A 6596-nucleotide genomic window follows, 5' to 3' on the forward strand; every position below is an offset into this window, starting at 1 on the left:
CTGCATGCGGAGCTGGAGGGGCCAGGGGGGCCCACTCAGCTGATGGCGCTCTTCGTGCCACGGGGGGAGTGGGTGTACCGGCTGGTGTTCACCTGGCCCGCGGCGTACCCCGCCTACCGTGAGGTGGTGGACCGGATGGTGGCGGAGCTGCGCTTCGACGAGCCCTCTGTCCTGCGCGAGGCGCGGGCTCGAGCGCTGCTCGTCCCGGGCGCGCCGGGACCGCTGCGCGAACTGGGCGGGGTGCTGCGCCGCCTGGGCCTTCCCAGGGAAGCGGTGGCGCCGTTGAGCGAGTCCGTGCGGCTGGCGCCCGCTCATGTGGAGACGCGCGTGGAGCTGGCGCGTGCGCTCCTGCAGGCGTCACGCGTGGAGGAAGGGTGTCACGCGGCCGCGGAGGCGCGGGTGTACGGCCCCTGGGACACGGGCGCGCTGGAGGCGGGCGTGCGCTGCGAGCTGTCACGCGGCGACGTCGCGCGGGCCATGGAGCGCCTGGTGGAAGCGCGCCGGGTGGCCCCGCAGGATGCCCGGCTGCGCGCGGCGGAGCTCGCGCTCCGGTCGGTGCTGGAGGCGTCCCCTCGGCGGTGAAAAGCACGTCGGAAAATGTGGTCGAAACTCCGTCCAGTCACCACCGATAACCCCAATGTAAGTCGCAGTCACACGCAGAGGGGGGAACACCATGCCGCAGATTCCTGGAGTCAAGTCGACCGTTTCGTCGTTCAAGCCGGGGCCCGTGCTCGCTGACGTCGCGGACCGGACCATGAACGTGGTGGCGCTCGAGGCGAACGTCGCGAAGAGCGTGGGAAGCAAGGGCGGCTCGTCGGAGCCGGTGCGGACGCCGCAGCAGGTGGTGAGCACGATTGGCAGCACGTCGGGCACGCTGAACAACGCCATCAACGTGGCGGACACCTTCGAAACGGGCGCTCGCGCCATCGGACAGATGTCGAGGGGCACCGTGCCCACGGCGCTGCCGCCCACGGTGGTGGGTAAGACGCTGGGCAAGTTCGTGCCGGGCCTGAACGTCATCGGTGCGATGTCCTCGTTGTCGAACACGCGGGACGTCTTCACGAACCCGTCGTCGACGCCGTCGCAGAAGACGCACGCGGTCATCGACTCGGCGAGCGCGGTCGTGTCGGCGCTGCCCGTCCCCGGTCTCTCTCAGGCCGGCGCCGTCGTGAACACGGTGAACAGCCTCTTCACGCCCTCTTCGTCGCAGTGAGCCAGCGCCGGGCGCTCCTTGGGGGGAGCGCCCGGTCCTCTCTTTCCACGCATCACCGGGCGCCGAAGACTCGGACCGAGAGCACGACGCGCGCACCGGCGCCGGCAGCAGGCCTGGAAAGAGAGCAAGGAGCCGTGCTTTCGCGGGGTTGGCGCCCCTTTGCGCGTCCATCCCCCCGCACAGCGGCGCGCAGTCAGGCTCACGGCAGAGGCGCCTGGCGGTGGTCGACCGGAGGGGGCCGCGGGGATATAACGCCGCGTCCTGCCGAGGGTGGGCCGCCCACCGCCCGGAACGACTCAAGGAGCTTCAGTCCGTGGAGAGCGAAGTCGAACAGCAGCGGGAGCAGACCTTCGCCGAGGCCATCCTCGGCAAGGACTTCTTCCAGGCGAAGTGGGCGAAGCGGTGGCTGGAGCTGTCCTTCAGCCTGCGCGTCGTGACAGCCACGGCGGGCTTCGCGGCCCTGCTCTTCCTTCCCTACCTGGGCGCGGTGGGCCTCTGGGACTGCTGGGAGACGCACTACGGCGAAGTGGCGCGGATGATGATTGTCCGCCAGGACTACGTGTATCCCTTCTGGGAAGGCTCGTGGTTCTTCTCCAAGCCGCCGCTCACCATGTGGATGCAGGCGCTGGGCATGAACGCCGCGGGCGCGGTGAACCCCGGCGGGGTGCTGGGCCGCTACATGGAGTGGGGCATGCGGATGCCCTTCGCGCTCCTGAGCATCACCGCGGTGGCGCTGCTGTCACTGGCGGTGGCGCGTGTGGTGTCCCGGCGCGCGGGCCTGGCCACCGGCTTCGTGCTGGCCACCATGCCGCTGTACTTCCTGCTCACGCGGCAGACGGTGACGGACACGCCCTTCGTCACGACGTTCATCTGCGCCATGGCGTGCGCGCTCATCGGCCAGCTGGATGCGACGACGAAGCACCGCGCCGCCTGGTGGTACGGCTTCTATTTCTTCGCCGGCCTGTCCGCGCTGGCCAAGGGCCTCTTGGGCGTGGGCCTGCCCGCCGTCATCCTGATGTTGTACGCGGCCCTGTCCGTCATCCCCTGGGACAGCGACAGCCTGGACGCGCACCTGAAGTGGCTCACCCAGTCCCGCTTCCGCAAGGACGTGCGCGAGGGCCGTCAGCCCATGCCCGTGCTGTGGGGGCAGATGTTCAAGATGCGCCTGGGCACGGGCATCCTGGTGTTCTTCGCGGTGGCGGGCCCCTGGTACCTGACGCTGTCCCTCTTCGGCTCCGTGGACGATGAGGGCAAGCTCTTCTGGTACCGCTTCTTCGTCCATGACCACCTCAACCGCCTCACGGCGGGCGTGCACACCACCACGCCGGGCGGCACGTTCATCTACTTCATCGAGCAGGGTGGCTTCGCCATCTTCCCCTGGGTGGCGCTGCTGCCCGGCGCCTTCTCGGTGGTGGCGCGGCTGAAGCTGCGCTCGGAGAAGGCGGCGGACCACCTGGCCATCATCGCGGTGCTGTGGGTGGCCTTCTCCTTCTGGCTGCTGTCGTCCAGCGCCACCAAGTTCCACCACTACGTCTTCCCGGTGCTGCCGGGCGTGGCCGTCCTCCTGGCGCTCTTCATCGACCAGCTGTGGGAGGAGGGCATCTCCGCGCACGCGGTGAGCCTCATCTTCGGCTTCATGCTCTTCGTCCTGGTGGGGAAGAACATCGCGGAGAACCCGAAGATCTTCACCGACCTGTTCGTCTACAACTACGACCGGCCCTATCCGCAGGACCTGGTGACGAAGCCCATCGCGTTCTTCACCTCGCGCCCGCTGTGGACGGGGGATTTGGTGACGCTGGTGCTGCTGGCCTTCGGCGTCTACCTGTCCTTCGACGCCTTCTCCGCGAAGGGGCGTGCCCGGACGACGCCGAGCGCGCGCGCCGTGGCGCTGATGCTGCTGTTGGGCGGCGTGGCGACGCTGGGCGCGGTGAGCGCCCAGGCCCAGGTGTCCGCCAAGGCGCTGGTGGGCGTGGCGGTGCTGGTGGTGGCCGGCTACCTGGCGTGGGAGTCCATGCGGCCGGGGGCGGAAGGCCGCGCGGCGCTCCAGACGCTGGCCGGCGTGCTGGCGGTGGTGGGCATCGCGTTCGCGGTGCGGGGCTTCCGTCAGCCGGCGGCGGCGGACTCGCTGCTCAAGGCGCTGTCGGAGCCCGTCAACATCAAGAAGTCGCTGGGCTTCACCTTCGCGGTGGCGGGCGGCATGGCGGTGGTGGCGGCGCTGATGCGGGCGCGGGCGATGCTGTTCGGCACCTTCTGGGTGCTCGCGGCGGGCATGGCCCTCTGGTTCAACTGGAGCCACTGGGTGGACCTGTCCCACCACTGGACGCAGCGTGACCTCTTCTGGCGCTACTACGCGCAGCGTCAGGTGGGCGAGCCCATCGTCGCGTACATGATGAACTGGCGCGGCGAGACGCTCTACTCGCAGAACACGGTGGAGCAGTACCGCGCGTCGGACGCCAACGCGCGCATGCGTGCCCTGGCGCAGCGCCCGGGCCGCGAGTGGGCCCTGGTGGAGCACAACCGGCTCAACCTGCTGCGCACCGCGGTGGGCTCGGACAAGGTCGTGACGCCGGTGGACCGCGACATCAACAACAAGTTCCTCCTGGTGACCATCGATTGAGCGGCATCCACGTCCAGGAGTTGGGCAAGCGCTTCGGAGACCGGGTGGCCGTGGAGGCGCTGTCCTTCCACGTGCGGCCCGGCGAGGTGTTCGGCCTGCTGGGGCCCAACGGCGCGGGGAAGACGACCACGGTGCGCATGCTCACGGGGCTGCTGCAGCCCACCGAGGGCGAGGCCACCGTGTGGGGCCACCGGGTGGACCGCGACGGCGAGCTGCTGCGCAAGGTCGTGGGCCTGCTCACCGAGCAGCCCGGCCTCTACGACAGGCTCACCGCGCGGGAGAACCTGCGCTTCTTCATGAAGCTGCATGAGCTGGATGAAGCCGCGGCCTGGCCTCGGGCCCGCCACTACCTGGAGCGCTTCGGGCTGGGCGGGCGTGAACATGAGCCGGTGGGCGGCTTCTCCAAGGGCATGCGGCAGAAGCTGGCCATCGTCCGGACGCTGGTGCACGACCCGAAGGTCATCTTCCTGGACGAGCCCACCAGCGGCCTGGATCCGGAGTCCGCGCGCACCGTGCGCGACGCCGTGGCGGAGCTGGCGTCGGAGGGGCGCACCATCGTCCTGTGCTCGCACAACCTGGCGGAGGTGGAGCGCCTGTGTGAGCGCGTGGCGGTGGTGAAGCGCCGCCTGCTGGCCATGGGCCCGGTGCGGGAGCTGCGGCACGCGGGGCAGGCGCTGGAGGTGCGCGTGGAGGGGGAGGCGGAGCGCTTTCGCGGCGCGCTGGCCCAGCTGCCCTTCGCGCCCAACGTGCTGGCCGAAGGGCCGAAGCTGCGGGTGATGCTGGCGGACGACGCGCAGGCGCCCGACGTGGTGGCCTGCCTGGTGGGGGCGGGCGCGCGGGTGCACAGCGCGGTGCCCACGCAGCGTCCCCTGGAAGAGGTCTACCTGGAGCTGCTGCGCGAGGGGAGGGGGTAGCCGATGGCGTTCCGTCCGAAGCGGGCCTTGGCGGTGTTCTGGAAGGACTTCCTGGACCTGCGAAAGAACGTGGGCCTGCTGGTGTCCATGATGGTGCTCCCGGCTGTCATGGTGCTGGTGCCCATTGGCGTGGTGTGGACGTACGTGCGCGCGCCGGACCACGCGGACCTGCGCAGCGTGGCGCTCTTCTATGACCCCACGCTGCCGCTGGGGGCCAGCGCCGCGCGCTTCCTCATCGACAAGACGCTCACCGACTGGTTCGGCATGTTCCTGGTGATGCCGGTGTTCGTGCCCATCCTCATCGCGTCGCAGAGCGTGGCAGGGGAGAAGGAGCGGCGCACGCTGGAGCCGCTCCTGGCCTCGCCCGTGACGGCGGCGGAGCTGGTGACGGGCAAGAGCCTGGCGGCGCTGGTGCCGTCCGTGGCGATCACGTGGACGGCCTTCGTCCTGTTCTGCGTGGGCGTGGACATCGTCGCGTGGCCGCTGGTGAAGATGCCGCTGATGCCCAACGCGCTGTGGACCTTCGGCGTGTTCGTCATCGCGCCGCTGTTCGCCTTCTTCGGCAACGGGGTGGCGGTGCTCATCTCCGCCCGGGTGAGCGAGGCGCGCATGGCCCAGCAGCTGTCCGCGCTGGTGGTGCTGCCCCTGGTGGGCATGGTGGGCGGCCAGGTGGCCGGCGTGCTCAAGGCGGGCTTTGGCTACTACCTGCTCCAGGGCGCCGTGGTGCTGGTGCTGGACGCCCTCCTGCTGTGGGCGAGTATCCGCCTGTTGGACCGCGAGCGGTTGGTGAGCCGCTGGGGCTAGCGGACGCCGGCCGCCGCTTTCCAAAGCATCCAGCCTGCCGAGCGGCTAGGCTTTCGCCAGTGAAACTGGCATGTTGCAGGCAGGTACCGGGACGCGAGCGCGCGCGCTTTCGTCCTGGATGCCATGCTCTTAAATGGGGTTGAGGTGGCGGGTGCGGGTTGACCGGCTGCCAATGCGGCCACGGAGGCGCTGACGGCAATGGGTATCTTCGACAGCATCAAGGGTGAGGCGAAGCGCAACTTCATCGCCCGGGCGGATTCAGCGAAGGGCGACATCATCTACAAGTATCCGGAGAACAACGTCCGGATGCTGACCCAGCTCACCGTCGATGCGGACGAGGTCGCCCTCTTCGTGAAGGACGGCAAGGTGGAGGGCAAGCTGGGGCCCGGCCGCCACTCGCTGGACACGAACAACATCCCGTTCCTGTCCCGCCTCATGGAAGGCTTCACGGGCGGCAACCTCTTCATCTCCGAAATCTTCTTCGTCTCCACGCGGGAGTTCGCCGGCGTGAAGTTCGGAGGCCCCATCGGTGACGTGCGCGACCCGGAGACGGGCCTGGGCATCGGCACCATGGTGTACGGCGACTTCTCCATCCGCGTGACGGACCCGGAGCGCCTGGTGGTGGGCCTGGTGGGCATGGGCCGCACCGGCAACGAAGAGCTGCTCGGCTGGTTCAAGAACCAGGTGCTGAAGGTGACGCGCGACCGCATCGCGGAGCTGCTCGTCAAGAAGCGCTGGCCGCTGCTCGACGTGACGAGCGGCGCGTACACCGAGGAGATTGAGACGGAGGTCATCTCCGGGCTCAAGCCCCACGTGGACGGCTACGGCCTCACCGTAGTGCGGATGGGCAACTTCCACGTCTCCATCAAGGAGGAGGACGAGGCGACGCTGAAGAAGCTGGGCAAGGACGTGGCGTACTCGCGTCTGGCCGGTGGCTTCCAGCAGTACGCGCAGGGCCAGGCGATGCTCGGCGCGGCCGAGGGCATGGCCAAGGGCGGGGACGGCGGCGGCGGTGGCGGCGCGGGCAACGCGCTGGGCGGCATGGGCA

General features: G+C 69.5%; 6 protein-coding genes. All 6 read left to right on the plus strand.

Features of this window, described 5'->3' with window-relative positions; translation table 11 throughout:
- Nucleotides 1-582 (plus strand): tetratricopeptide repeat protein (locus tag G4D87_RS30965; protein WP_371928623.1); only part of this gene is annotated, 582 nt, incomplete at its 5' end.
- 91 nt (nt 583-673) lie between these two features.
- Entirely contained in the window at nt 674-1213 is a 540-nt protein-coding gene (locus tag G4D87_RS30970) for a hypothetical protein (RefSeq protein WP_163786300.1), read from the plus strand.
- A 313-nt stretch (nt 1214-1526) separates the two neighbouring features.
- Entirely contained in the window at nt 1527-3830 is a 2304-nt protein-coding gene (locus tag G4D87_RS30975) for an ArnT family glycosyltransferase (protein ID WP_163786301.1), read from the plus strand.
- Nucleotides 3827-4744: an ABC transporter ATP-binding protein gene (locus tag G4D87_RS30980; RefSeq protein WP_163786302.1), complete on the plus strand. Its 918-nt coding sequence runs from the start codon at nt 3827-3829 to the stop codon at nt 4742-4744. Before G4D87_RS30975 ends, G4D87_RS30980 begins: the two co-directional genes overlap by 4 nt.
- Before the next feature lie 3 nt (nt 4745-4747).
- Complete coding sequence (locus G4D87_RS30985; protein ID WP_163786303.1) at nt 4748-5548, plus strand: ABC transporter permease subunit; 801 nt, start codon at nt 4748-4750, stop codon at nt 5546-5548.
- A 198-nt stretch (nt 5549-5746) separates the two neighbouring features.
- Nucleotides 5747-6596: SPFH domain-containing protein (locus tag G4D87_RS30990; protein ID WP_163786304.1), on the plus strand; the 850-nt coding region annotated here is incomplete at its 3' end.

It is taken from the genome of Myxococcus vastator (genome assembly GCF_010894475.1).
Lineage (GTDB): Bacteria > Myxococcota > Myxococcia > Myxococcales > Myxococcaceae > Myxococcus > Myxococcus vastator.

Bases quoted from the DNA above. Each gene is read 5' to 3' on its own strand.
- G4D87_RS30970 (WP_163786300.1), top strand. From the start codon at position 674: ATGCCGCAGATTCCTGGAGTCAAGTCGACCGTTTCGTCGTTCAAGCCG.
- G4D87_RS30985 (WP_163786303.1), top strand. From the start codon at position 4,748: ATGGCGTTCCGTCCGAAGCGGGCCTTGGCGGTGTTCTGGAAGGACTTC.